The organism is Streptomyces sp. NPDC002276 (assembly GCF_053891435.1).
The window spans coordinates 217,156-240,065 of record NZ_JBSFCQ010000005.1; the positions used below are offsets into that span (position 1 = coordinate 217,156).

A 22,910-nucleotide genomic window follows, 5' to 3' on the forward strand; every position below is an offset into this window, starting at 1 on the left:
CCCACGCGCAACGGCACGGGGTCTCCGGTGCGGTGAGGCGCCCCGAAAGGAGCGCGGGGAACAGCGCGTCCAGCCCCCATCCGCCCGCGGATTCAAGCTGACCCGCAGGACAGTCACCGCTCAACCGGCGGAGCTACCCGTGCCACGACCGCCAGAGCGCCGCGTACGCGCCCTCCGCCGCCACCAGCTGATCGTGGCTGCCCAACTCGCTGATGCGGCCGTTCTCGACCACGGCGATGACGTCCGCGTCGTGGGCGGTGTGCAACCGGTGGGCGATCGCGACGACCGTGCGGCCGTCGAGAACGCGGGCCAGGGACCGTTCCAGATGGCGGGCCGCACGCGGGTCCAGGAGCGAGGTCGCCTCGTCCAGGACCAGCGTGTGCGGATCGGCCAGCACCAGCCGGGCCAGCGCGATCTGCTGGGCCTGGGCCGGGGTGAGCGCCAGCCCGCCCGAACCCACCTCGGTGTCGAGGCCGTCGTCCAGCGCCCGCGCCCACCCGTCCGCGTCGACCGCGCCCAGCGCCGCCCACAGCTCCGCGTCCGGCGCGTCCGTCCGGGCGAGCAGGAGGTTGTCGCGCAGGGAGCCCACGAAGACGTGGTGCTCCTGGTTGACGAGAGCCACATGGGAGCGGACGTGTTCGGCGGTCATCCGGGAGAGTTCGGCGCCGCCGAGGGTGATCCGGCCGTCCCGGGGCGCGTAGATGCCGGCGAGGAGCCTGCCCAGGGTGGACTTGCCCGCGCCCGAGGGGCCGACCAGGGCCAGCCGGGTGCCGGGCGCGACCTCCAGGGACACCTTGCGCAGCACGTCGACGCCCTCGCGGTAGCCGAAGTGCACCCGGTCCGCGTGCACGTCCCGGCCCTCGGGCGACAGCGCCATGTCCCCGGCATCGGGCTCGATGTCCCGGACACCGACCAGCCGGGCAAGCGAGACCTGGGCGACCTGGAGCTCGTCGTACCAGCGCAGGATCAGGTTCACCGGGTCGACGAGCATCTGCGCGAGCAGGGCGCCCGTGGTCAGCTCGCCCACCCCGATCCAGCCGTGCAGGACGTACACCCCACCGAGCATGAGGACCGAACAGAGCACCGTGACATGAGTGATGTTGATGACGGGGAAGAGCACCGACCGCAGCCAGAGCGTGTAGTTCTCCCAGGCCGTCCACTCCTTGACGCGGCGCTCCGAGAGGGCGATGCGCCGGTCGCCGAGGCGGTGTGCCTCGACGGTGCGTCCCGCGTCGACGGTCTCGGCGAGGGCCGCGGCCACGGCGGCGTACCCGGCGGCCTCGGAGCGGTAGCCGGCGGGCGCGCGCTTGTAGTACCAGCGGCAGCCGACGACCAGCAGCGGCACCGCGATCAGTACGGCGGGCACCAGCGCCGGCACGGTCACGACAAGGCCGCCCAGCAGAAGCAGCGCCCACACGACACCGATCGCCAGCTGCGGTACGGCCTCGCGCATCGCGTTGGCGAGCCGGTCGATGTCGGTGGTGATGCGGGAGAGGAGATCGCCGGTGCCCGCCCGTTCCAGGACACCCGGAGGGAGTCCGACCGACCGTACGAGGAAGTCCTCGCGCAGATCGGCCAGCATCCGTTCGCCGAGCATCGCGCCGCGCAGCCGCACCTGCCGGATGAACACGGCCTGGACGGCGAGCGCGATCCCGAACAGCCCGATGGTGAGGCCGAGATGAAGTTCCCGCGCTCCGTCCGACACCCGCTCGACCAGGTCGCCGAGCAGATAAGGGCCCACCATCGACGCGACCACCGCGACCGTGTTCACCGTGACGAGGAGGAGGAAGGCCCGGCGATGCCGACGGAACAGTTCGGACACGTAGGCGCGTACGGTCGCGGGGGCGCCGACCGGCAGGGTGTTGGCCGTGGTCGGAGCGGCCGGGTCGTACGCCGGGGGCGCCACGCCGATCATGCGGTCTCCTCGATTTCTTCCAGTGCGCCGCGCAGCGCGACATCGTGGTCGTCGAGGGTGCTCCGCAGAGCGGCCTCGTCGTTGACGGCGTTCCTCAGCGCCGCCTCGTCCTCCGTCTCGCGGGTCACCACGGCCCGGTACCGGGGCTCGCTGCGGAGCAGTTCGCGGTGGGTGCCGACCGCCACGACCCCGTCCTCGTGCACGAGGACCACCCGGTCCGCGTGGTCCAGGAGCAGGGGCGAGGAGGTGAACACCGCCGTGGTCCGGCCGGCCCGCAACTTCCGTACACCGTCCGCGATCCGGGCCTCGGTGTGGGAGTCGACGGCTGAGGTCGGCTCGTCCAGGACGAGTACCTCGGGATCGGTGATCAGCGACCGGGCCAGGGCGAGCCGCTGGCGCTGGCCGCCGGAGAGGGAGCGCCCGCGTTCGGTGATGCGGGCGTCCATCGGGTCGTCGGTGTCGAGTGAACCCTGTGCCAGCGCCACCAGCACGTCACCGCACTGCGCGGCGGCCAGAGCTTCCTCCGCGCCGACCGCACCCGAGGAGGGCACATCGAGCAGTTCGCGCAGCGAACCGGAGAGCAGCACCGGGTCCTTGTCCTGGACCAGGACGGCGGTGCGTGCCGAGGCGAGCGGGAGTTCGTCGAGCGCCACGCCGTCCAGGAGCACTGAGGTGCCTGCCTCCGCGGGGTGTCCACCGAGGCGTTCGGCCAGCCGCCCGGCCGCGTCGGGGTCGCCGCACACCACGGCGGTGAACCGGCCGGACGGCACGAGCAGACCGGTGGCCGGATCGTACAGATCCCCGGTCGGCACCTCCGCCGCGCGCGTTCCCACGGTGTCGGTGACCCGCTCCAGGGACAGCACGCGCGCCGCACGCTTGGCCGAGGGGCGGGAGAAGGAGTACGCCATGGCGATCTCCTCGAAGTGCCGCAGCGGGTAGGACATGACCATCACCGCGCTGTAGACGGTGACCAGTTCACCCACCGTGATCCGGCCCTCGCGGGCCAGGTGCACACCGTGCCAGACGACGACGATCAGCAGCAGACCAGGCAGCAGCACCTGGATCGCCGAGATCAGCGACCACATCCGGGCGCTGCGCACGGCCGCGTGGCGCACCTCCTGGGAGGCACGGCGGTAGCGGTCGAGGAACAGTTCCTCACCGCCGATGCCGCGCAGCACCCGCAGTCCGGCGACCGTGTCTGAGGCCAGCTCGGTGGCGCGTCCCGCCTTCTCGCGCTGCACGTCCGCGCGCCGGGTGGCACGGGGCAGCAGCGGCAGCACGGAGACCGCCAGTACGGGCATGCCCACGGCGACGACGACACCGAGTGCCGGTTGGTACACGAAAAGACCGACACACACGATGACGACGGTCAGCGCGGCGGCCAGGAAGCGGGACAGCGCCTCCACGAACCAGCCGATCTTCTCGACGTCGCCCGTGGACACGGCCACGACCTCACCGGCCGCGACCCGCCGGGTCAGCGCCGAACCGAGATGGGCGGCCTGACGGCCCAGCAACTGCTGGACGCGGGCGGCGGCCGTGATCCAGTTGGTGACGGCGGCCCGGTGCAGGAAGGTGTCGCCCACGGCGATACCCGCTCCGCACAGCGCCATCAGCCCACCGGTCAGGGCGAGTCGGCCGCCGGAGCGGTCGACCACGGCCTGGACGGCGAGTCCCACGCAGAAGGGAAGCGCGCAGACGGACACGAAGTGCAGCAGTCCCCAGGCGAGCGACTTGAACTGTCCGCCGAGCTGGTTCCGGCCGAGCCACCACAGGAATCGGGGCCCCGAGCGGGCGTCCGGGACACCCGGGTCGGGATACGGAAGGTCTTGAATCTGCATGACGTCCCAGTGGCTCTGGTCGGGGCGGCGGAAGGAACCGCGGAGTGCGGCAACAAACCGTGAAAGGTTCGCCTCGTAGCGTGGTCGGAAGCAAGGGGTTTTCCCCGCCGGGGCTCAGAACCGGCGTTCACCCATCCGTGGTGAGATGTCCGTGACCTCACGCAATGTCACCGAACGCGATGTGACCATGGGCCGATGCAGAGTGGCGGCACACGACGTGCGATGGTCGCGATGGCGGCTCTCGGTTCCCTCCTGACGATGACGACCCTGTCCGCGTGCGGAAGCACGGACACACGACACCCCGGCGGCCGCGAGGGGAGACCGGGACCACAGGCGACCCACCCGAGAAAAGCAGTCGCCGCCCCGGCCCCGACCCGCATCCCGGACGTCGGCGACCGGCTCCACCGCGATATCCCCGCCGACACCCGCCAGGTCCTGGCGGTCTACGGCGACGGCAAGGACTCCCCGACCTCCACCGCCGTCCTGTTGACGAAGCACGGCTCCGTCTGGAACCGGACCCGCAGCTGGCCCGCGCACAACGGCAAGAGGGGCTGGACCCTCGACCACCACCTAGGGGACGAACGCAGCCCCGTCGGCGTGTTCACCCTGACCGCCGCGGCCGGTGTGCTCGACGACCCGGGCGCCGCCCTGCCGTACACGCAGGACGAGGGGTACGCGGCGCCGCGCGACTGGGACGAGTCGTACTGGCACGACTTCGACTACGTCATCGCCATCGACTACAACCGCGTCCCGGGCACCCCGCCCGACGACGCCGAACAGCCCGAGGGCGAGGACAAGGGCGGCGGGATCTGGCTGCATCTGGACCACGGCAGCGGTACGTCGGCCTGCGTCAGCCTGCCCAAGGAGGCGATGGAGTACCTGCTGCGCACGCTCGACCCGGAGCGGCATCCCGTGGTGCTGATGGGGGACAGGGCGGACCTCAAGGGGTAGAACACCGCCCATGAGAAGCCGGATAGTCATGTCCATGCTCGCCGGGGCGACCCTCCTGGCGAGCACCCTTCTAGGCGTGAGCCCCGCCCGGGCGGCAGATACCAAGGCCTCATCGGCCGACATCAAAGCCCAATCGGCCGATGTCCCCGCCGAGTTCGGCACCGACTGGCACGACCCACTGACCGCCGCCCCACCCATCGCCAGACCCGCCGGCAAGTCCTGCCAAGTCACCCTCGCCGACACCGAGTTCCGCGACTTCACCCCGTACCAGGGGACGTACACACCGCCCAAGGGCTGCGGCGACCACTGGAGCAAGGTCGTGCTCCGCCTCGACGGCACGGTCAAGGGCCGCCAGTACGACCGCCTCGGCTATCTGCATGTCGGCGGGGTCGAGATCCTGCGCACCTCGACACCGGAGCCCTCGCCCGACGGCATCGCGTGGTCCGTCGAGAAGGACGTCACCCGCTACAGCGCCACCTTCCGCGGCACGCAGAACGTCGAGATGCTCATCGGCAACGTCGTCGACGACACCTACACCGGAGTCATCGGCGTCAAGGCCACGCTGACGTTCTACGAGGGAAGACCGGCCGCGGCACAGACCCCCGACCGCGTCCTCACCCTCGGCACCGACTCGACCGTCACCACCCCGCGCAACAGCGAACGCATCGTCGCCGAGGTGTACGCCACCGGATCCGGCGGCGGCTGCGAGGAGTTCTGGTATCTCGCGGTGCCCGACTCGGCGCCGTACTCCTGCCAGGCCGACAAGGGCCCCTACCGCGAAGTGCAGATCAAGGTCGACGGCCAACTCGCCGGAATCGCCGACCCGTTCCCGAACGTGTGGACCGGCGGCTGGTCCGACCCCTTCCTCTGGTACGTCATTCCGGGCCCGCGCGCCTTCGACGTCAAGCCGATCGAATACGACCTCACCCCCTTCGCCGGGCTGCTCAACGACGGCCGCCCGCACCACGTCGACGTCTCCGTCGTGGGCGTGCCCGAGGGGCAGAGCGGTTGGAGCGCGCCGGTGAACGTGCTCGTCTGGCAGGACGCGCACCGCGCCCACGTCACCGGAAAGCTCACGCTCGACCGGGCGGGCGAGCTCGCCAACTCCTCGACGTACACGCCCGGTTCGGAGGAACGCGTGGACACCGACGCGGGCCATCGGCTGACCGTCGCCGGTTACGTCGACACCTCGCACGGACGGGTGGCGACCACCGTCGACCGGAAGCTCGCGAACACCTCCGTGCACCGCTGGATCGACGGCGAGAACATGGACGGGCTCAACGCGACCTGGACGGACGACGAGTCGGTGACCGTCGACGGACGGGGACCGGCCCGGACGACCACCACGCATCGGACGTACACGATGAACGGCGCGACGACGATCGGGACGGACGACCGACTGCGTACCGTTCTCACGCTCGGCGACCGGGCGGCGGTAGTCGATACGCGGGACGGCCGCCGGACCGGGTGGTCGCGGCTCGACGACACCTACAGCGGTGACGCGACGTACACGCTCAATGTGCCCCGTGATCAGCGGCACGCGGTGGGGACGTCGAGCGAGCGCTATCGGCTGTACGGCTCGGGCGGCTGCTACGACCGTTCGCTGGCGACCGCGCAGGGGGTGCTGACCGAGGACCGCAGCGGCTGCTGAGCCGTCGTGCGTGCGACGCGTCACTCAGGTGCGTGATTTACACGGCTGTCACACGGAGGTTTTCCGGGCGATCAACGACGGCTCCAAAGTGTCCACTTGGAAGCCGCTTTCCGTATCGCAGAAGTCACCCCACTCGACTTCCGCGAACGACCGTCCCCCCAAGGAGTGCCCGTGCCGCCGTCCGTCCCGTCCCTGCCGCGACGCGTCGCACGCATATTGCGTACCTCTCTCTTCGCGCAGGTCGCCTGCGCGCTCGTCCTCGGAATCCTCGTCGGAAAGCTGTGGCCCGACGTGGCCACCGACCTCCAGCCCCTCGGCGACGGATTCACCCGGCTCATCAAGACGATCATCTCGCCGCTCGTGTTCTGTGTGGTCGTCGTCGGCATCGCCAAGGCCGGTGACCTCAAGGCCTTCGGCCGGATCGGCCTCAAGGCGCTGATCTGGTTCGAGGTCGCCAGCACCGCGGCGCTGATCATCGGCCTGGTCCTCGCCAACGTTGTCCAGCCCGGCTCCGGGATGCACGTCGACCCGTCCACCCTGAACACCTCGGCGGTGGACGCCAAGACGGGCGGTGCCGCGCTGCCCTCGACGACCGAGTTCATCGTCAACGCGCTGCCCACCAGTTTCATCGGCGCCTTCGCCGAGAACTCCCTGCTCCAAGTCCTCATCCTGGCCTGCCTGGTGGGCGCCGCGCTGCTCCACCTCGGCAACACCAAGGTGCCGCAGGTGCTGCCCGCGATCGAGCAGGCCCAGGAGATCATCTTCGCGATCGTCGGCTTCGTCATGCGCCTCGCCCCGCTCGCCGTATTCGGCGCGATGGCCGTCCTCGTCGGCCAGTACGGACTCGGCGTGATCAAGACCTACGCCAAGTTGATCATCCTCTGCTACGTCGCCGCCGCGCTCTTCGTCGCCCTGCTCGCCGTCGCGCTACGGCTGGTCACCGGGCTCAGCCTCTGGAAGTTCCTCCGCTACATCCGTGAGGAGATGCTGCTCGCCCTCGGCACCGCCTCCACCGAGTCCGTCATGCCGCGCGTGATGCAGAAGCTGCGCAAGGCCGGCGCCCGTGACGACGCCGTGGGCCTGGTGCTGCCCACCGGCTACTCCTTCAACCTCGACGGCGCCTCCCTCTATCTGTCCATCGGCACGCTGTTCATCGCCCAGGCCGTAGGTGTCGACCTCAGCCTCGGCCAGCAGATCACCGTGATCCTGGTGCTCATGCTCACCAGCAAGGGCATGGCCGGCATCCCCGGCTCGGCCTTCCTCGCCCTGTCCGCGACCGCCTCCTCGCTGGGCGCGATCCCGGCCGGCGCGGTCGCCCTGCTCCTCGGCGTGGACCGCATCATGGACTCGATGCGCGTCGTCACCAACCTCCTCGGCAACTGCGTCGCCGTCTTCGCGGTCTCCCGCTGGGAGGGCGCACTCGACATCGAGCGGGCGAAGAAGGTCCTCGACGGCGAGATCACGGTCGTAGGAGTAGAAGTAGAAGACGATGGCGTGGAGAACGGCGCGGAAGCGGACGCGGAGATCCCCGCGCAGCTCGTCAAGGAGTCGGCCGCCGAGGCCAGTTGAGAGCTGTCGTGACGGGTCGCGGCTCCTGGTCCACCCATGGGGTGGGGAGTCGCGGCCCGTTCTTCTATGCGTGGTCGACGAGGTCCGCCGGGTAGGGCTGGTCGAAGTCGGCCGACTGGCTCACCCGCTCCCATGCCGCCGCCTGTGCGATCTGGTCGCGCGAGTAGTTCTGCGCGAGTTCGACGGCGAAGGCGCCCAGGAGGAGGTGGGAGGGCAGGGTCGGCTGCTTGACGATCCGGACCAGGATCTCCCCGGCGCGCTTCGGGTCGCCCGCGGCGGTCACGGGGCCGTCGAAGTGACGGATCAGCGCGCCGACGGTCTCGTCGTACTCCGGCGGTACCTCCGGGATCTGCATCGACGAACCGGCCCAGTCGGTCGCGAAACCGCCCGGTTCCACGACGAGGTACCTGATGCCGAACGGCGCGGTCTCGGCCGCGAGCACGCGGGTGAAGCCGTCGACCGCGAACTTCGCCGCCTGGTACGACCCGAGTCCGGGATTTCCGCCGACCCGGCCGCCGACCGACGAGAACTGTACGACCGTACCCGCGCCCTGTGCCTTGAGGAACGGGAGCGCCGCCGTCGAGACGTTGTAGACGCCCCAGAAGTTCGTGTCGAACTGGCGGCGGAAGTCGTCCTCGGGGGTCGTCTCGACCGGGGAGAGGTTGGCGTATCCGGCGTTGTTCACGACCACGTCGATCCCCCCGAAGCGGTCGACTCCCGCCTGGAGAGCCGCCGTTGCCGCCGCTCGGTCGGTGACGTCGAGCGCGACGGGGAGTACGCGGTCGCCGTACTCCTTCACGAGGTCGTCCAACTGCTCCGGCTTGCGTGCCGTGGCGACGACCTGGTCGCCGGCCTCCAGGGCGGCGACGGTGAGGTTGCGGCCGAAGCCGCGGGACGAACCGGTGATGAACCATGTCTGTGTCATGGGTCTAGCAAAACACTGTTTCGTTATTAGTGCAACCGGGTTGCGCTATGCTCTGCGTCATGAGCACGCCCAGCCCACAACGCGCCCGCAGTGCCGCTGCCAAGCAGCAGCGCGAACGGGCGATTCTCGACGCCGCCCGATCCCTCGGCGCCGACCGCAGCGTGCGCGAGGTCACGCTCACCGACATCGCCGCGGCCGTGGGCATGCACAAGTCCGCCATGCTGAGGTACTTCGAGACGCGGGAGCAGATCTTCCTGGCGCTCACCGCCGAGGGTTGGGAGGACTGGTCGGCGGCGCTCCGCGCGCGGCTGAGTGAATTCACCGATGCCACCGACGACGCCCATGCCACCGACGACACCGAAGTCGCCGACGCGGATCGCGGCGCGATCGCGGGCGTCATCGCGCAGTCACTCGTCGCGCGGCCGTTCTTCTGCGACCTGCTCGCTCAGGCGCCGTTGAACCTGGAACGCAATGTGTCGCTGGAGTCCGTGTACGCGTTCAAGATCGTCGTACTCGGTGAAGTCGCCGCCGTGGCGGCCGAGTTGTGCCGACTGCTGGCGATCACCGAGCGCGCCGCCGTGGATGTGATCGCCACGGCCACGAGCATGGCCGGGGCGCTCCTCCAGATGGCCGCCCCCGGTACCGGGCTCCGCACGCTCTACGAGACACATCCCGAGTTGGCGCACGCGTTGGTCGACGTCGAGCCCCAACTCACGCGCATCCTCACGGCGTTGCTGAACGGCTTGCCAGCGGTGGAGAGGTGAAGTGCCGCGAGTGACTCATGTCGTCGACGACCGTCCGCGCGTGCTCGCGAAACGGCTGCGGTAGTGCGTCGGCGTGGTGTCCAGATGGCGGGCGAAGGCGCGTCGGAGGGTCTCGTCGGTGCCGAGCCCGCTGTGGTGTGCCGCCGAAGTGACGCTGTGGCCTTCAAGGAGAAGATGTTGGGCGCGGTCGAGACGGACCCGTTCCACCCAACGGGCCGGTGTGGTCCCGAGTTCGGTGCGGAAGAGCCGCGTCAGGTGCCGGGTGCTGACGGCCGCGGTCGCCGCCATGGCGGGCAGGCTGTGGTCGGCGGCGGGGTCGGCCAGCACGGACGCGATCAGTGACCGTAGGGGATCGGTGCGCGGTGGCGGGGTGGTGGTCGCGGCGGAGAACTGCGACTGACCGCCCGGGCGTTGCATGAAGACCACCAACTCGCGGGCGACGTCCCGGGCCACGGCCGCTCCGTGGTCGTCCTCCACGAGGGCGAGCGCGAGGTCGATGCCGGCGGTGATGCCCGCCGAGGTGATGAAGCGGCCGTCGCGGACATGGATGGCGTCCGGTTCGACGCGCACCCGGGGGTAACGGCGGGCCAGTGTCGCGGCCTGCCGCCAGTGGGTGGTGGCCGAACGGCCGTCGAGCAGGCCGAGTTCGGCGAGGACGAAGGCGCCCGTGCACACGGACGTGACCCGTGCCGCGCCCTCGGTGAGGGTGCGGGTCGTGGTCAACAGCCCTTCCTCGGTGGGGTGTTGGGCCAGCAGGTCGCCTCCGGCGACCACCACCGTGTCGACCGGCCCGGCGTCGGCCGCGGTCACCGTGCCGGTCAGGGTCAGTCCGTTGGCGGTGGTGACCGGGCCACCGCGCGGGGAGACCAGTACTACCTCGTAGGGATGACCGAGCTTGCCCGACTGGTGCAGCACCTCGGCCGGGCCGCTGACGTCGAGCATGGTCACACCGTCGAAGACGACGAAACCGACCCGAGGGGGCGGGACCGCTGTCATGTCCGAATCCGTGGTTTTCGTGGCTCTGAGGACATGGCCCCAGCGTACGCCGCCGAAGATCCTGGAGGCACAGGCCGCCGAGGAGAGGGAAGAACGATGAGTGAAGTGATCGCAGGCGTGGAGATCCCGGACACCGCTCTGGCGCGGGAGGCGACCGAGCTGGTGCGCGAGGCCGCGTCGCCGCTGCTGTTCGACCACTCGCGGCGGGTGTTCCTGTGGGGCGCCCTGCGCGGGCGGGAGCAGGGGGTCCGCTACGACCCCGAACTGCTCTATGTCGCTGCGATGTTCCACGACCTCGGGCTCACCGAGAAGTTCCGCCGGACCGACCAGCGCTTCGAGATCGACGGCGCCGACGAGGCCCGCCGGTTCCTGCACGCGCACGGCATCGGCGGTGAACCGGCCGACCGGGTCTGGACGAGCATCGCCCTGCACACCACCCAGGAGATCCCGCTGCACATGTCGGCCGAGATCGCCCTGGTCAACCGGGGTGTATCGCTGGACGTCGTGGGCATCGGCTACGACGCCGTCTCCGACGAGCAGCGTGCGGCCGTCGTGGCGGCGCATCCCCGCCCGGACTTCAAGAACGGGATCCTCGCCGCCTTCACCGAGGGCATCAAGGACCGCCCCGAGACCACCTTCGGCAACATCAAGGCGGACGTCCTGGCCCACTTCGTACCGGGCTTCGTGCGCGGCGACTTCGTCGAGAAGATCAAGGACTCGAACTGGCCCGAGTGACGCCCCTGCGACCGCCGGTGGTCAGCAGCTCCGCCCGTGCTCCTCATGGGTGCCGGGCGCGCCGTCCACCAGCGTGTCCAGCAGCGTGCGCAGCACCTCGCGCTCCACATCCGTGAGCGGCGCGAGGATCTCGTCCGCGGCGCCCCGTCGCGCACCGCGCAGCTCGCTGAGCGCCTTGCGTCCGTCGTCCGTGATCTCGATCCGGATGACCCGCCGGTTGGACGGGTCGGGCACCCGCCGCACCTTGCCGCTCGCCTCCAGGCCGTCGACCAGCGTCGTCACGGCGCGCGGCACCACTTCGAGGCGCTCGGCGAGGTCGGCCATGCGCGGTGGCGAGCCGAAGTGCGCGAGGGTGCGCAGCAGCCGGGACTGGGCCGGGGTGATGCCGAGGTCGCGCTGCTCCAGATGGTGCTTCTGGATGCGGTGCACCCGGCGGGTCAGCCGCAGCAGCTGCTCCGCGAGGAGGCCGTCGGAATCGGGGGTGGTCATGCGGGAACAATATCAGGACCTGGTTCATTGTGAGTATAGGTAACAATGAGCTATGCTCCACGAGTTCTCATCGCTCCATGAGCTCTGAGTGCCCGACCAGTCCTGATCGCCTCACCATCCCGTAGGAGACCATGCCCCGCGACGACATCAACTGGACACCGTCCCCCGGCACCTCGACCGACCAACCCCGGCAGGTGCGCCGCATCCTCAAGCTCTTCAAGCCCTACCGCGCCCGGCTCGCGGTCGTCGGCCTGCTGGTCGGCGCCGCGTCCCTGGTCACCGTGGCGACCCCGTTCATGCTGAAGGCGACGCTCGACACCGCCATCCCGCAGGGCCGCACCGGACTGCTGAGCCTGCTCGCGCTCGGCATGATCCTGAGCGCCGTCCTGACCAGCATCTTCGGCGTACTACAGACCCTCATCTCGACGACGGTCGGCCAGCGCGTCATGCACGACCTGCGCACCGCCGTGTACGGCCGGCTGCAACGCATGTCGCTCGCCTTCTTCACCCGGACCCGCACCGGCGAGGTCCAGTCCCGCATAGCCAACGACATCGGCGGAATGCAGGCCACCGTCACCTCCACGGCCACCTCCCTGGTCTCGAACCTGACCAGTGTGGTCGCCACGATCATCGCGATGATCGCCCTGGACTGGCGGCTCACCGTCGTCTCGCTGCTGCTGCTCCCGGTCTTCGTGTGGATCAGCCGCCGGGTCGGCAACGAACGCAAGAAGATCGCCACCCAGCGCCAGAAGCAGATGGCCGTGATGGCCGCCACGGTCACCGAGTCGCTGTCCGTCAGCGGCATCCTGCTCGGCCGCACCATGGGCCGCTCCGACTCGCTCACCCAGTCCTTCTCGGAGGAGTCCGAGGGCCTGGTCGACCTGGAGATCAGGTCGAACATGGCCGGGCGCTGGCGCATGGCCGTCATCTCGATCGTCATGGCCGCGATGCCCGCCGTCATCTACTGGACCGCCGGAATCGCCCTCCAGATAGGCGGCCCGGACGTCTCGATCGGCACCATCGTCGCCTTCGTCTCGCTCCAGCAGGGCCTGTTCCGCCCGGCCGTCAGCCTGCTGTCGACCGGCGTCCAGATCCAGACCTCGCTGGCGCTCTTCGCCCGCATCTTCGAGTACCTCGACCTCCCGATCGACATCACCGAACGCGAGAACCCGGTCCACCTGGACAGCATCAAGGGTGAAGTCGCCTTCCAGGACGTCGAGTTCCGATACGACAGCAACGACAAGCGCCGTGCGATCCTCGACGGCATCGACATCACCGTCCCGGCGGGCAACAGCCTCGCGATCGTCGGCCCGACCGGCGCCGGAAAGTCGACCCTCGGCTATCTCGCGCCCCGGCTCTACGACGTCACGGGCGGCCGGGTCACCCTCGACGGGGTCGACGTCCGCGACCTGGACTTCGACACGCTCGCGCGGGCCGTCGGCGTCGTCTCCCAGGAGACGTACCTCTTCCACGCCACGGTCGCCGACAACCTCCGCTTCGCGAAGCCGGACGCCACCGACGAGGAGTTGCACGCGGCGGCGCGCGCGGCGCAGATCCACGAGCACATCGCGGGCCTGCCCGACGGGTACGACACGGTCGTCGGCGAGCGCGGCCACCGGTTCTCCGGCGGCGAGAAGCAGCGGCTGGCCATCGCGCGCACGATCCTGCGCGACCCGCCGGTCCTCATCCTCGACGAGGCCACCAGCGCCCTCGACAACCGCACCGAAGCGGCCGTCCAGGACGCCATCGACGCCCTGTCGGCCAACCGCACCACGCTCACCATCGCCCACCGCCTGTCCACCATCCGCAGCGCCGACCAGATCGTGGTCCTCGACTCCGGGCATGTGGTGGAACGGGGTACGCACGAAGAACTGCTCGAACAGGACGGGCGGTACGCGGCTCTCGTACGCCGGGACGCCCAACTGGAACCGACCAGCTGAACCGAAACCGACAAGCTGAAGATATGCCGGGATTGTGACGATATGCGGGTTACCGTGCCCGCATGCAGATGAACACTCCGCCACGGAGCACGATTCGACTGACCCGCCGGGGCCGGGTCGCCCTCATCGCGACGGGGGCCGTCGTGGCCGGTACCGCCGTGGCGGTGCCGCTGCTCAGCCTGGAGGACGAAGGGGACGCGCGCCCCACGTCACTCGTCATCCCGGAGGGCTGGCGCTCGGGCCAGATCTACGACGCCGTCGACAAGGCCCTCGCGCTCCCGGCCGGCACCACCAAGAAGTCCATCCCGAAAGCCGGCCTCAAACTGCCGAACGACGCGGAGGGCAACCCCGAGGGCTATCTCTTCCCGGCGACCTATCCGCTGAAGGAGAAGGCCACACCGGAGTCGCTGCTGTCGTTCATGGTCAACACCGCGAGCCAGAAGTTCAACGGAGCACCGGTCGCCGCCGGAGCCCAGCGCAACGCGATGAACGTCTACCAGGCCGTCACCATCGCGAGCATCGTGCAGGCCGAGGCGGCCTCCAAGGCCGACATGGGGAAGGTGGCCCGGGTCATCTTCAACCGCCTCGAACGCGGGATGCCGCTCCAGATGGACTCGACCATCAACTACGCCCTCAACCGGGCCACGTTGAGGACGACCACGAGCGACACCCGGGTCGAGAGCCCCTACAACTCCTACCAGCGCATGGGTCTGCCGCCCACCCCGATCGACAACCCGGGCGAGGACGCGATGCGCGCCGCGATCAACCCGCCCCCGGGCGACTGGCTCTACTTCGTCACGGTCAAGCCCGGCGACACCCGCTTCGCGGCCACCTACGAGGAACACCAGCGCAATGTCGCGGAGTTCAACGCGACCCAGAAGAGCGGCAGTTCGCAGCCCGCGAAGTGATCCGCCCGGGACGACGCACGGCGGCGCTCGGCCTCCCGGCCGACGCCGCCCGACGAGTCGTAGAGACGAAGCCCCCCGGGAACGACCTCAGACCGCGACCGGCTCCCCGGCCAACAGCCGTCTGATGTCCCGTACGGCCGCGCGCCCTGCGCGGTTCGCGCCGATGGTGCTCGCGGACGGCCCGTAGCCGACCAGATGGATGCGCGGATCCGCGGCCACCCGGGTGCCGTCGAGGCGGATGCCGCCGCCCGGGCCGCGCAGCTTCAGCGGTGCCAGGTGGTCGATCGCCGCCCGGAATCCGGTGGCCCAGAGGATGGCATCGGCGTCCACATGCCGGCCGTCGTCCCAGGCCACGCCCTCGGGTGTGATCCGGTCGAACATCGGCTGCCGGTCCAGGACCCCGTCCGCGATCGCCTGCCGGATCGCGTCGTTCAGCGGCAGCCCGGTGACGGAGACCACGCTCCTCGGCGGCAGCCCCTGCCGCACCCGCTCCTCCACCAACGCTACGGCCGCCCGCCCCACGTCCTCGGTGAAGGGCCCCTCGCGGAAGACCGGCGGACGCCGGGTCACCCACGTCGTCGCCGCCGCGTACGGCGCCAGCTCCATCAGATGCTGCGTACCGGACGCACCCCCGCCCACCACGACCACCCGCAGCCCGGCGAACTCCTCGGGCCCCGGGTACTGAGCGGTGTGCAACTGCCGCCCCCGGAAAGTCTCCTGGCCCGGATAGCGCGGCCAGAACGGCCGGTCCCAGGTGCCGGTCGCGTTGATCAGCGCGCGCGTCGACCACGTACCGTCCGATGTCTCCACGAGCAGCCGCCCGCCCACGCCCTCCCGGACCGCCGTCACATCCACCGGCCGCCGTACCTGCAGGTCGAAGGCGCGCTCGTAGGCGGCGAAGTACTCGGCGATCACCTCGGCGGACGGCCGGTCGGGATCCCCATCGGTCAGTTCCATGCCCGGCAGCGCGTGCATCCCGTGCACCTTGCCGTACGTCAGTGACGGCCACCGGAACTGCCAGGCGCCGCCCGGCGCGGGCGCGTGGTCCAGCACCACGAAGTCGCGCTCCGGCTCGAAACCGGTGCGCCGCAGGTGATAGGCGCCGGCCAGCCCTGCCTGCCCGGCGCCTATGACGACCACGCCGACCTCACGGGTATTGTTCACGCTTCTACGAACAGCACCGAGGCCGTGGATCTTCCCGCGGTCCGCCCGCGCTCAGCGCCCGCTGCCCACCAGGAACGGCACCCCCGCCCGCGCCGGGCCCTCGACCAGCCCGCGCGCAGCCAGCTCGGGAATCACGCCCTCGCCGAACCAGTACGCCTCCTCCAGATGCGGATACCCGGACAGCACGAAGTGCTCGACGCCCAGCGAGTGGTACTCCTCGATCAGATCGGCGACCTCGGCATGGCTGCCCACGAGCGCGGTGCCCGCGCCGCCCCGGACGAGACCGACCCCCGCCCACAGGTTCGGGTGGATCTCCAGATCGGCACGCGAACCGCCGTGCAGCGCCAGCATCCGCTGCTGGCCCACCGACTCACTGCGCCCGAGCGCGGTCTGCGCCGCCGCGATCGTGTCCGCGTCGAGATCGTCGAGCAGCCGGTTCGCGGTCGCCCACGCCTCGGCCGACGAGTCCCGCGAGATCGTGTGCAGCCGTACCCCGAACCGGACGTCCCGCCCCTCGCGCTCGGCGAGCCCGCGAATCCAGTCGATCTTCTCCTTGACCTGCGCGGGCGGTTCTCCCCAGGTGAGATACACGTCCGCATGCCGGGCGGCGACCGGCCCGGCCGCCGCCGACGAACCACCGAAGAACACCTGCGGCACCGGATCGGGCGGCAGCGCGGTGAGCCCGCCCTCGACCTGGTAGTGGGCACCGTCGAAGTCGTACGGCTCGCCCCGCCACACCCCTCGTACGACCGACAGGAACTCGTCCGTACGGGCGTACCGCCGGTCGTGGTCGAGATGGTCGCCGAACCGCCGCTGCTCGGCCGAGTCGCCACCGGTGACGACGTTGAGCAACAGCCGCCCGCGCGTGAGGCGTTGATAGGTCGCCGCCATCTGCGCGGCGAGCGTCGGCGAGATCACCCCCGGCCGGAACGCCACCAGGAACTTCAGCCGCTCGGTGTGCTGCGCGAGCGCCACGGTGGTCAGCCAGGCGTCCTCGCACCATGTGCCGGTCGGCGTGAGCACCGCCTCGAAGCCCAACTGCTCTGCGGCCTTGGCGATTTGGGCCAGGTACTCGATGTCCGGCGGACGCACGCCACGGACCGCCCCCGCACGGTTGGGCCCGTAGGCGTGCCGGTCGACGAGCGTGCGGCCGTCGCCGCCGGTCGGCAGGAACCAGTGGAGACGGACGGTCATGTCACTTCTCCTTGTAGACGCGCGGCGCGGTCGTCGAGACCGGCAGGCTGCCGTTGAAACGGGTGTCGACGAAGTCGGCGAAGTCGACCTTGGAGGGGATCAGCTTCAGCGAGGTGAACTGGTCCGCGATCGCCTGCTCCGAGGCGATCAGCGGCTTGTCCACGGCGACCGCGATCCGGGAGGCGTTGGTGCGCTTCACCGAGGCCAGCGCCACCGCGTACGGCAGCCCGGTGTCCTTCGCCCACACCTTGGCCCACGCGTCGGGGTGGTCGTAGACCCAGTCCTGGGCGCGCCGCAGCCGCTCCAGATAGTCCTTGATGGCCGCGGCCTTCTTGCCGTCCGCCAGCGCGGAGGGCGCCGCCACCTGGAAGTTGAGGCCGTTGACCAGTCCCTGGCCGGTCGTCAGGATGCGGCCCTGCTTCGCTTCGAGGACCTGCGAGGTGTACGGGTCCCACACCGTCCAGGCGTCCACCTTGCCGCTGGTGAACGCGGCCAGCGCGTCGGCCGGCTGGAGGTACTTGACCTTGACGTCGCTAAAGGTGAGCCCGGCCGCCTTGAGGGAGGCGATCAGCTGGTAGTGCGCGGAGGAACCCTGCGCCACGGCGATGGACTTGCCCTTGAGCTGCTCGGGACCGGTCAGCTTGGAGTCCTTCGGCACGAGGATGGCCTCGCCCTCGGAGTTGCCGTGCCAGGCGGCCACCACCTTGATCTTGGAGCCCGCGCCCGCGGCGAACACCGGCGGGGTGTTGCCGACGCCGCCGATGTCGACGGCCTTGGCGTTGACCGCTTCGAGGAGCGGCGGGCCGGAGGTGAACGTGGACCACTTGATTTTGTAGTCCAGGTTCTTGAGTTCACCGGCGGCCCTCAGGATGGCCTCCGAACCGCCCTTCTGGTCACCGACGTCGAGCGTGACGGAACCCGTGCCGTCGGTGTCGGTCCCCGTGCTGGCGGACGAGTTGCCACCGCAGGCGGTGAGCAGGAGGGCGAGGGGGAGGAGCAGTGCGGCGGGGACGAGGCGACGTCGCATGGGGGATCCGTTTCCTGTGCAAGTGAGCGATGGGTGGGGGGAGTTCAGGCGGCTTCGGCGGCGGTGTCGACGCCGAGGCGTTCCAGGAGTCCGGCGCGCAGTTCGGCGAAGCGGGGGTCGGTGATGTCGCGCGGCCGGTCGAGGTCGATGCGGTGCTCGTGCGCGATGACGCCGTCGTCCATCACCAGGACCCGGTCGGCGAGCAGCACGGCCTCCTCGACGTCATGGGTCACCAACAGGACGGCGCAGCCCCGCCGTTGCCACAACTCGCCCACCAGCCGCTGGGCCTTGATGCGGGTGAGCGCGTCGAGCGCGCCGAACGGCTCGTCGAGCAGCAGCAGATCGGGCTCGCGCACCAGGGCACGGGCCAGCGAGGCACGCTGCGCCTCACCGCCGGACAGCGTCTTGGGCCAGGCGTCGGAGTGGTCCCCGAGCCCGACCTCCGTCAACGCCCGCTCCGCCACGGCCCGTTCGGGCTTGCCGGGCAGTCCGAGCAGGACGTTGCGCCACACCTTCTTCCACGGCATCAGCCGGGGCGCCTGGAACGCGACGGCCTTGCGGCGCGGTACGAGGACGGTGCCCTCGATGTCCCGGTCGAGCCCGGCGAGGATGCGCAACAGCGTGGACTTTCCGCAGCCGCTCCGGCCGAGCAGTGCCACGAACTCGCCCTGCCGTACGTCGAGTTGAAGCCTGTCGATGACGGGGCGGCCGTCGAAGGAGCGGGTCAGCCCCTCGACGCGCACCGCCTGCGAGGTAACCGGCTGCGAGGTGACCGGCTGTGCGGTCACCGGCCCGTGAACGTCGGTCGCCATTGCAGCAGCAGCCTTTCGAGGGTTCGGACGACGAAGTCGGCCAGCAGGCCGAGGAAGGCGTAGACGATCAGGCAGACCACGATCACGTCGGTCTGTAGGAAGTCCCGTGCCTGCACCATGAGGAAGCCGATTCCGGCGTCCGCGTTGATCTGCTCGGCGAAGACGAGCGCCAGCCAGGCGATGCCGAGGGAGTAGCGCAGCCCGGTCATCGCGTTGGGCAGCGCGCCCGGCAGCACCACATGCCGCACGAGCCCCCAGCGGGACAGCCCGAGCGACTCCCCGGCCTCGATCAACTGGCTGTCCACGCCCCGGATCCCGGCGTAGACGTTGAGATAGAGCGGGAAGGTCACACCGAGCGTGATGATGGCGACCTTGGGAGCCTCGCCGATGCCAAACCAGATGATGAACAGCGGGATCAGCCCCACGAAGGGCACGGTCCGCAGCATCTGCACGGGCGCGTCGACCAGGTCCTCGCCGATCCTGAACAGGCCGGAGACCAGGGCGAGTCCGGTGCCGATGACGGTGCCAAGCAGCAGCCCGATCGCGACCCGCTGGAGCGAGGTGGCCATGGCCGAGGTCAGCGAACCGCTGTCGATCAGATCCCAGCCGACGTGCGCGATCCGCCCGGGCGAGGCGAGCACGTCGGAGGTCAACACGCCTGTGCCGCTGAGGAGTTGCCACAGTGCGAGCAGCGCGAGCGGGCCGGTGGTGCGGCGCAGCCAGCGGGGGACGCGGGTGCGGCGGGAGGAGGTCGGGACGAGGGGGACGAGTTCGAGGGGTGTGGGGTCGTCCGAGCGCGCGTCCGGGCCGGTCTTCGAAGTGGATATACGGGAAATGTCGGGCCCGGGGGAGCCGGGTGGGGCATGGCTGATGCTCATGGGTGCTCCACGGAGTGGGGGAGAGCGTCCGGTGAGGAAGGGGGTACGCCTCAACGCCGCCGCGTCACGACGGTGTGCGCGGGCGCGACGGAGTGCGGGAGAAGCGGGGGTGAGACGGAAGAAGGCGTCAGCAGCCGCGACAACACGCGGCGGAGGCCACCCGCAGCAGGTCGATGTGACCGCGCGTGGTGAGCAGAACTGAACGCAACATGCGGCCGAAACTAGGTCAGATGGCGTGCCACGGTCAATGGTGTCTCGCTGACTGGACCCCTCGTATCACAGGCCGGTCGGCCAGTCGGTCGAGCAGCGGGTGGGTGACTCGGCGCATGGGTCAGGATGGGAACATGTCAGCTGCCTTCACCACCCGAGTTCTGCACGTCGCCACCGGCTCCCGGGAGCGGGTCATGGACCTGACCCGCGACTGCGAGGCCTTCCTGCGGGAGGTGGCGGCCGGCCGTGACGGCCTCCTCAACGTCTTCGTCCCGCACGCCACCGCGGGCGTCGCGATCCTCGAAACCGGGGCGGGCAGCGACGACGACCTTCTCGCCGCCCTGCACACCCTCCTCCCCGCCGACGACCGCTGGCAGCACCGCCACGGCAGCCACGGCCACGGCCGCGACCACGTCCTCCCGGCCTTCGTACCGCCGCACGCGACGCTGCCGGTGCTGGGCGGGCGACTGGAGTTGGGGACCTGGCAGTCGGTCTGTCTGGTCGACACCAACACGGACAATGCCAACCGTCAGGTGCGGTTGAGCTTCCTGGGATGAGCTGGATCGTCCTGGGTGCCTGCTGCGAGCGCAGTAGGCGCAAGTGTCTGCGCTGGGCCAACGACGAGAGATTCCGGAACTGCGAAATTCAGGAGGATGCCGGAGATCGCCGGCACGACCCTGTGGCGCAACTCCGGAGGTCCACTGATGTCCGCTCTAGCCAGCTGGTGCCATCGGCACCGGCTCGTCGTCCTACTGGCCTGGGTGGGGCTGCTGTTCGCGCTCGTCGCCGGAATCAGCGTGGCCGGTACCAAGTTCGGCAACAGCACGACGGCGGTGAACACCGACTCGGCCAGGGCCATCACGCTCCTCAAGCAGGGCGCGAGCAAATCGGCGGGCGAGAGCGGAAACGTCGTCTGGCAGGTGCACGGCGGCACCGTCACCGACGCGTCCGTGAAGCGGGCCATGACCAGTGCGCTCGACCGGATCGAGCACGCGCCGGGCGTGGTGTCCGTCAGCAGCCCGTACACGGCGACGGGCAAGCAGCAGATCAGCAAGGACCGTACGACGGCCTACGCGACCGTCGCCTTCGCCGACGGCAGCAGCGACGACCAGAGTAAGAAGGTGGAGAAGCTAGCCACCGCGGCCGAGTCCGGCACGCTCCACATAGCGCTGAACGGCCAGGCGTTCTCCGTCACTCCCGCGTCGAACCCGGCCAGTGAAGGGCTCGGCATCGTCGCGGCGTTCGTCATCCTGCTGCTGGTCTTCCGCGCCGTGTGGGTGGCGGCGCTCCCCATCATCACGGCCGTCGCGGGCGTCGGCACCGCCTCACTGTCCGTCATGCTGCTCAGCCATGTCGTCACCCTCCCCGACACCACACTCACCCTGGGCGCCCTGATCGGCCTCGGGGTCGGCATCGACTACGCCCTGTTCATCGTCAACCGCCACCGCCACAACCTGATGGACGGCATGAGCGTCGGCGACTCGACGGCGAAGGCGCTCAACACCTCCGGCCGCGCGGTGATCTTCGCCGGTCTGACCGTGGTCGTAGCGCTGCTCGGCATGTTCACCCTGCGCCTCGGCATCCTCAACGGCATGGCCATCGGCGCCGCCATCACCGTCGTCCTGACCGTGCTGGCCGCCATCACGCTGCTGCCGGCGCTGCTCGGCTTCATCGGGCTCAAGGTGCTCAGCCGTAAGCAGCGCAGGCAGCTGACCGCGCACGATCACCGGGCCGCCGACGAGACGGGGTTCTGGGGACGGTGGGCCGCGCGGGTGCAGAGCCACCCGAAGATCCTCGGACTGCTCGCCGTGGCGATCGTCACGGCCGTCGCGTTCCCGACCCTGTCCATGCGCCTGGGCTCGGCCGACGACGGCAATCTCCCGACGTCGTCGACGAACCGTCAGGCGTACGACATGATGGCCGACGGCTTCGGCCCCGGCTTCAACGGCCCGCTCGTGCTGGCCGTCCAGGCGCCCACCGCCGCGGACAAGGCAGCCGCGGCCGACCTGGCCAAGGAGCTTCGCCAGGTCGACGGAGTGGCGAGTGTCTCGGCCGCCCCGATGCGCGAGGGACAGGACGTCGGCGTGATCAAGGTGGTGCCGACCACCTCACCCCAGTCCGTCAAGACGTCGGACCTGATCGACCATCTGCGCTCGGACGTGGTGCCACCCCTGGAGAAGGGCACCTCGATGCACGTCTACATCGGGGGCACCACGGCGAGCAACGACGACTTCGCGTCGGTACTGGTCGGCAAACTGCCCATGTTCCTGGCGGTCATCGCCGTCCTCGGCTTCCTGCTGCTGACCATCGCCTTCCGCAGCCTGCTGGTCCCGGCCGTCGGCGCGCTGCTCAACCTCCTCAGCATCGGTGTCGCCTTCGGGTCGATCGTCCTCGTCTTCCAACACGGCTTCGGCAGCGGCCTGTTGGGAGCCGGTTCCGCCGGTCCGATCGAGTCGTTCGTACCGATCCTGATCATCGGCGTCATGTTCGGGCTGTCCATGGACTACCAGGTCTTCCTGGTCAGCCGGATGCGTGAGGAATGGGCCCGCACCGGAGACAACCGGCGCGCGGTCCGGGTCGGCCAGGCCGAGACCGGCAGGGTGATCGTGGTCGCCGCGGCCATCATGTTCTGCGTCTTCGGCGCCTTCGTCTTCGGCGGGATGCGCGTGATCGCCGAATTCGGCCTGAGCCTCGCCGTGGCCGTCGCCCTCGACGCTCTGCTCATCCGGATGATCGCCGTACCCGCTCTCATGCATCTGTTCGGCCGGACGAACTGGTGGCTGCCGCGCCGGCTGGACCGGGCCCTTCCCCGGGTGTCGGTGGAAGGCCCGCCCGACGAGCCCGTCCACCTCGTTCCGAATGCGGGACGCGAACCGCAGCCTGCCGGGATCCAGGACTGAGAGCCGACCGTTCGACAGCGCGGGCCGGGTCCAGTCACCCGGCC

The 22,910-nt window shown here is 70.0% G+C and carries 20 protein-coding genes; 9 read left to right on the forward strand and 11 right to left on the reverse strand.

Going from position 1 to position 22,910, the window contains the following annotated elements:
* Positions 1 to 133: 133 nt before the first annotated feature.
* Both ACWIHT_RS15620 and ACWIHT_RS15625 read right to left on the reverse strand, forming a co-directional pair.
* Complete coding sequence (locus ACWIHT_RS15620) at positions 134 to 1,915, reverse strand: ABC transporter ATP-binding protein (protein ID WP_456168381.1); 1,782 nt, start codon at positions 1,913 to 1,915, stop codon at positions 134 to 136.
* Positions 1,912 to 3,753 carry an ABC transporter ATP-binding protein gene (locus ACWIHT_RS15625; protein WP_456168383.1) on the reverse strand — a complete coding sequence of 614 codons (1,842 nt, stop codon included), beginning with the start codon at positions 3,751 to 3,753 and terminating at the stop codon, positions 1,912 to 1,914. Before ACWIHT_RS15625 ends, ACWIHT_RS15620 begins: the two co-directional genes overlap by 4 nt.
* 222 nt (positions 3,754 to 3,975) lie before the next feature.
* Between ACWIHT_RS15625 and ACWIHT_RS15630 the strand changes: the two genes are divergently transcribed.
* The 3 genes from ACWIHT_RS15630 to ACWIHT_RS15640 all read left to right on the forward strand — a co-directional run bounded on the left by ACWIHT_RS15630 (position 3,976) and on the right by ACWIHT_RS15640 (position 7,924).
* Positions 3,976 to 4,704 (forward strand): L,D-transpeptidase family protein, encoded by a 729-nt coding sequence (locus ACWIHT_RS15630; protein ID WP_456168839.1) that lies wholly within the window; start codon positions 3,976 to 3,978, stop codon positions 4,702 to 4,704.
* Between the two features lie 10 nt (positions 4,705 to 4,714).
* Positions 4,715 to 6,355, forward strand: coding sequence for a peptide-N4-asparagine amidase (locus ACWIHT_RS15635; protein WP_456168385.1), 1,641 nt, complete (start codon positions 4,715 to 4,717; stop codon positions 6,353 to 6,355).
* Positions 6,356 to 6,526: 171 nt separating this feature from the next.
* A complete protein-coding gene (locus ACWIHT_RS15640; RefSeq protein ID WP_456168387.1) occupies positions 6,527 to 7,924 on the forward strand; it encodes a cation:dicarboxylate symporter family transporter in 1,398 nt (465 codons plus the stop codon).
* 64 nt (positions 7,925 to 7,988) lie between these two features.
* Here the strand turns inward: ACWIHT_RS15640 and ACWIHT_RS15645 are convergent, their stop codons facing one another.
* Entirely contained in the window at positions 7,989 to 8,849 is an 861-nt protein-coding gene (locus tag ACWIHT_RS15645; protein WP_456168389.1) for an SDR family NAD(P)-dependent oxidoreductase, read from the reverse strand.
* A 59-nt stretch (positions 8,850 to 8,908) separates the two neighbouring features.
* On the opposite strand from ACWIHT_RS15645, the gene ACWIHT_RS15650 reads away from it, so the two are divergent.
* Positions 8,909 to 9,613: a TetR family transcriptional regulator gene (locus ACWIHT_RS15650; RefSeq protein WP_456168391.1), complete on the forward strand. Its 705-nt coding sequence runs from the start codon at positions 8,909 to 8,911 to the stop codon at positions 9,611 to 9,613.
* 15 nt (positions 9,614 to 9,628) lie between these two features.
* On the opposite strand, the gene ACWIHT_RS15655 is transcribed toward ACWIHT_RS15650, so the two are convergent.
* Positions 9,629 to 10,609: a GlxA family transcriptional regulator gene (locus tag ACWIHT_RS15655; protein WP_456168393.1), complete on the reverse strand. Its 981-nt coding sequence runs from the start codon at positions 10,607 to 10,609 to the stop codon at positions 9,629 to 9,631.
* Between the two features lie 96 nt (positions 10,610 to 10,705).
* Between ACWIHT_RS15655 and ACWIHT_RS15660 the strand changes: the two genes are divergently transcribed.
* Entirely contained in the window at positions 10,706 to 11,344 is a 639-nt protein-coding gene (locus ACWIHT_RS15660; RefSeq protein ID WP_456168395.1) for an HD domain-containing protein, read from the forward strand.
* A 21-nt stretch (positions 11,345 to 11,365) separates the two neighbouring features.
* On the opposite strand, the gene ACWIHT_RS15665 is transcribed toward ACWIHT_RS15660, so the two are convergent.
* On the reverse strand, positions 11,366 to 11,833 hold the full coding sequence (locus ACWIHT_RS15665; RefSeq protein WP_456168397.1) for a MarR family winged helix-turn-helix transcriptional regulator: 468 nt from the start codon (positions 11,831 to 11,833) through the stop codon (positions 11,366 to 11,368).
* 131 nt (positions 11,834 to 11,964) lie between these two features.
* Between ACWIHT_RS15665 and ACWIHT_RS15670 the strand changes: the two genes are divergently transcribed.
* Entirely contained in the window at positions 11,965 to 13,773 is a 1,809-nt protein-coding gene (locus tag ACWIHT_RS15670; RefSeq protein WP_456168399.1) for an ABC transporter ATP-binding protein, read from the forward strand.
* A gap of 62 nt (positions 13,774 to 13,835) precedes the next feature.
* Positions 13,836 to 14,681, forward strand: coding sequence for an endolytic transglycosylase MltG (gene mltG, locus ACWIHT_RS15675; protein ID WP_456168401.1), 846 nt, complete (start codon positions 13,836 to 13,838; stop codon positions 14,679 to 14,681).
* A gap of 87 nt (positions 14,682 to 14,768) precedes the next feature.
* Here mltG and ACWIHT_RS15680 read toward each other — a convergent pair whose 3' ends face one another.
* From ACWIHT_RS15680 to ACWIHT_RS15705, 6 genes are all read right to left on the reverse strand, one after another.
* On the reverse strand, positions 14,769 to 15,845 hold the full coding sequence (locus ACWIHT_RS15680) for an NAD(P)-binding domain-containing protein (RefSeq protein ID WP_456168403.1): 1,077 nt from the start codon (positions 15,843 to 15,845) through the stop codon (positions 14,769 to 14,771).
* 51 nt (positions 15,846 to 15,896) lie between these two features.
* Positions 15,897 to 17,039, reverse strand: a complete 1,143-nt coding sequence (locus ACWIHT_RS15685) for an LLM class flavin-dependent oxidoreductase (RefSeq protein ID WP_456168405.1) — start codon at positions 17,037 to 17,039, stop codon at positions 15,897 to 15,899.
* A 1-nt stretch (position 17,040) separates the two neighbouring features.
* Complete coding sequence (locus ACWIHT_RS15690) at positions 17,041 to 18,066, reverse strand: ABC transporter substrate-binding protein (RefSeq protein ID WP_456168407.1); 1,026 nt, start codon at positions 18,064 to 18,066, stop codon at positions 17,041 to 17,043.
* Positions 18,067 to 18,110: 44 nt separating this feature from the next.
* The gene (locus tag ACWIHT_RS15695; RefSeq protein WP_456168409.1) at positions 18,111 to 18,878 is read right to left on the reverse strand and encodes an ABC transporter ATP-binding protein; all 768 of its coding nucleotides are present in this window, start codon (positions 18,876 to 18,878) and stop codon (positions 18,111 to 18,113) included.
* Entirely contained in the window at positions 18,851 to 19,756 is a 906-nt protein-coding gene (locus ACWIHT_RS15700) for an ABC transporter permease (protein ID WP_456168411.1), read from the reverse strand. Before ACWIHT_RS15700 ends, ACWIHT_RS15695 begins: the two co-directional genes overlap by 28 nt.
* 127 nt (positions 19,757 to 19,883) lie before the next feature.
* Positions 19,884 to 19,967 carry a putative leader peptide gene (locus ACWIHT_RS15705; protein WP_315986669.1) on the reverse strand — a complete coding sequence of 28 codons (84 nt, stop codon included), beginning with the start codon at positions 19,965 to 19,967 and terminating at the stop codon, positions 19,884 to 19,886.
* Between the two features lie 133 nt (positions 19,968 to 20,100).
* Between ACWIHT_RS15705 and ACWIHT_RS15710 the strand changes: the two genes are divergently transcribed.
* Positions 20,101 to 20,523 (forward strand): secondary thiamine-phosphate synthase enzyme YjbQ, encoded by a 423-nt coding sequence (locus tag ACWIHT_RS15710; protein ID WP_456168413.1) that lies wholly within the window; start codon positions 20,101 to 20,103, stop codon positions 20,521 to 20,523.
* A 96-nt stretch (positions 20,524 to 20,619) separates the two neighbouring features.
* On the forward strand, positions 20,620 to 22,866 hold the full coding sequence (locus ACWIHT_RS15715) for an MMPL family transporter (RefSeq protein ID WP_456168415.1): 2,247 nt from the start codon (positions 20,620 to 20,622) through the stop codon (positions 22,864 to 22,866).
* Positions 22,867 to 22,910: the final 44 nt, after the last annotated feature.

What these genes read in the sequence shown, in the direction of transcription:
- ACWIHT_RS15620 (WP_456168381.1), bottom strand. Translation starts at nt 1,915, where the DNA reads ATGATCGGCGTGGCGCCCCCGGCGTACGACCCGGCCGCTCCGACCACG.
- ACWIHT_RS15625 (WP_456168383.1), bottom strand. Translation starts at nt 3,753, where the DNA reads ATGCAGATTCAAGACCTTCCGTATCCCGACCCGGGTGTCCCGGACGCC.
- ACWIHT_RS15630 (WP_456168839.1), top strand. Translation starts at nt 3,976, where the DNA reads ATGGTCGCGATGGCGGCTCTCGGTTCCCTCCTGACGATGACGACCCTG.
- ACWIHT_RS15635 (WP_456168385.1), top strand. Translation starts at nt 4,715, where the DNA reads ATGAGAAGCCGGATAGTCATGTCCATGCTCGCCGGGGCGACCCTCCTG.
- ACWIHT_RS15645 (WP_456168389.1), bottom strand. Translation starts at nt 8,849, where the DNA reads ATGACACAGACATGGTTCATCACCGGTTCGTCCCGCGGCTTCGGCCGC.
- ACWIHT_RS15650 (WP_456168391.1), top strand. Translation starts at nt 8,909, where the DNA reads ATGAGCACGCCCAGCCCACAACGCGCCCGCAGTGCCGCTGCCAAGCAG.
- ACWIHT_RS15655 (WP_456168393.1), bottom strand. Translation starts at nt 10,609, where the DNA reads ATGACAGCGGTCCCGCCCCCTCGGGTCGGTTTCGTCGTCTTCGACGGT.
- ACWIHT_RS15660 (WP_456168395.1), top strand. Translation starts at nt 10,706, where the DNA reads ATGAGTGAAGTGATCGCAGGCGTGGAGATCCCGGACACCGCTCTGGCG.
- ACWIHT_RS15665 (WP_456168397.1), bottom strand. Translation starts at nt 11,833, where the DNA reads ATGACCACCCCCGATTCCGACGGCCTCCTCGCGGAGCAGCTGCTGCGG.
- ACWIHT_RS15670 (WP_456168399.1), top strand. Translation starts at nt 11,965, where the DNA reads ATGCCCCGCGACGACATCAACTGGACACCGTCCCCCGGCACCTCGACC.
- mltG (WP_456168401.1), top strand. Translation starts at nt 13,836, where the DNA reads ATGCAGATGAACACTCCGCCACGGAGCACGATTCGACTGACCCGCCGG.
- ACWIHT_RS15685 (WP_456168405.1), bottom strand. Translation starts at nt 17,039, where the DNA reads ATGACCGTCCGTCTCCACTGGTTCCTGCCGACCGGCGGCGACGGCCGC.
- ACWIHT_RS15690 (WP_456168407.1), bottom strand. Translation starts at nt 18,066, where the DNA reads ATGCGACGTCGCCTCGTCCCCGCCGCACTGCTCCTCCCCCTCGCCCTC.
- ACWIHT_RS15695 (WP_456168409.1), bottom strand. Translation starts at nt 18,878, where the DNA reads ATGGCGACCGACGTTCACGGGCCGGTGACCGCACAGCCGGTCACCTCG.
- ACWIHT_RS15700 (WP_456168411.1), bottom strand. Translation starts at nt 19,756, where the DNA reads ATGAGCATCAGCCATGCCCCACCCGGCTCCCCCGGGCCCGACATTTCC.
- ACWIHT_RS15705 (WP_315986669.1), bottom strand. Translation starts at nt 19,967, where the DNA reads ATGTTGCGTTCAGTTCTGCTCACCACGCGCGGTCACATCGACCTGCTG.
- ACWIHT_RS15710 (WP_456168413.1), top strand. Translation starts at nt 20,101, where the DNA reads ATGTCAGCTGCCTTCACCACCCGAGTTCTGCACGTCGCCACCGGCTCC.
- ACWIHT_RS15715 (WP_456168415.1), top strand. Translation starts at nt 20,620, where the DNA reads ATGCCGGAGATCGCCGGCACGACCCTGTGGCGCAACTCCGGAGGTCCA.